2 protein-coding genes are annotated in these 1,634 nt (G+C 51.9%); both read right to left on the minus strand.

Going from position 1 to position 1,634, the window contains the following annotated elements:
* Window positions 1–952 (minus strand): outer membrane protein assembly factor BamB (gene bamB / locus AC2VLY_RS16545; RefSeq protein ID WP_486922667.1); only part of this gene is annotated, 952 nt, incomplete at its 3' end.
* Entirely contained in the window at window positions 952–1,563 is a 612-nt protein-coding gene (locus AC2VLY_RS16550) for a YfgM family protein (RefSeq protein WP_486922668.1), read from the minus strand. The genes bamB and AC2VLY_RS16550, both read right to left, overlap by 1 nt.
* Between the last annotated feature and the right edge of the window lie 71 nt (window positions 1,564–1,634).

Here is a 1,634-nt window from a genome sequence, read left to right on the forward strand (position 1 = left end):
CGTTTTTCCACAGGATGCTGCCGGAACCAGGATCTATTTCAGAAATTACTCCATCTGAATCGGCCACATACAAATGTCCCTTGAACCAGACTGGAGTCAAATACACCGACATGGGGACACTCCAGTTCTGGGTGCCTCCCTGCTGTGTATAAGCAGCCAGATTACCCTGATAGGCTGCCGCAAAAACCTGATCATCAGCAACTATCGGACGCGCTGCCACATCCACCATCCGCGCCAGCTCGTTGCTGCCATGGGCAATAGCTACACGGGCATGCCACAACTCAGCACCCGTGGAAAGACTTAATGCTGTCAAGGTTCCATCAGCAAAACCGGCATAGACCACACCATCATGCACAGTCGGGGTAGAAACTGCGCGCAAGATGAGGGAGGGCTGGTTCATGGAGAAGGTCCACTGAATTTTGCCATCCTTGGGGTTTAGCGACCAAAGATGGCCATTTACGGTTTGCATCAGTAAGTGATCGTCGGCATAGACTACCGGTGTCAATACTTCGGAGCTGAGTTGTACCGACCAGAGTTTATGACCATTTTTAGCATCAAACGCAAATACCTTGCCGGCATTGGTTCCCGCATAGACGACGCCATGGGCGATGGTGGCACCGCGCGCACTTTTGCCATCCAGACTGCGCATCCATTGCTGACTGCCCGATTCATTCATGCTGACCAGATGCCCGGAAGCATTAGCCACCACAATCTGATGCGCAGAGTGGGCAATTTCTGTTCCCTGGTAGGGGTTGATAGGCCATAGTCCATAAAGCCGGGCCTGCCACTGGGTCGAAAAAGAAACTTTATTGTGACCTTTACTGATGGGCGGAGGGGTTTTGGGACTGGGTGAAGATTTAAACCAGGACATGATGCCGCAGCCATTCAGCAGCGCAGCAACCATTCCCAGAGCGGCTAAACGCCATATGCTTTTGAAAAAATCATTCCGCATCACGGCGCAACTCCAATATTGGCGATTTTCATTTGCAGATAAGTACGATAAGGGTCAACCGCTGGCAAGGCGGACATGGCCGAATGGTAGGCCTGTTCTGCCTGACTGATCTGATTCAGAGAGGCATAGGCGTCCCCTTTGATTTCATCAGCTAAGGTAACATAGGCAGGCTGTGGATTTTGCAGGATATCCAGGGCCTTATGTGCCTGATGCTGATCCACATACAGGCGTGCCAGATTCAAGCGGGCAAGGCTGCGCATGCCACGCGGTGCGCTGGTATTCTCTATCACGTTCTGGAGCGTTTTTTCTGCGGCAGGAATCTGTTTGCTCTCCATATCCATACGCGCCAGAAAAAAATGCGCCATGGTTGCATAAGGGGTGTGGGCGTACTGATGAATCAGCGTGTCCGCACTGGCACGGGCCGTGCTGGTCTGCCCCTGAACCATGGTGTCTACCAGCTCACTATACAGCACTGCCGCTTTTTCGGTTTGATGACGTTGATATTTTTCGTACCCAAAAAACCCCATGGCGGCAAAAAGAATCACGAGAATACCCACAATCAGGGTAATGCGATGGCGGGAGAGAAATGCGGAAAGTTCTTGACCGGTCACTTTGATCTTCTGGCAGTGGCAAAATTTTGCCCAGTATGGGGTGCATGCTTGGGGAAATCAACGCCGAGGCT

It is taken from the genome of Acidithiobacillus sp. TH-A36 (assembly GCF_057473445.1).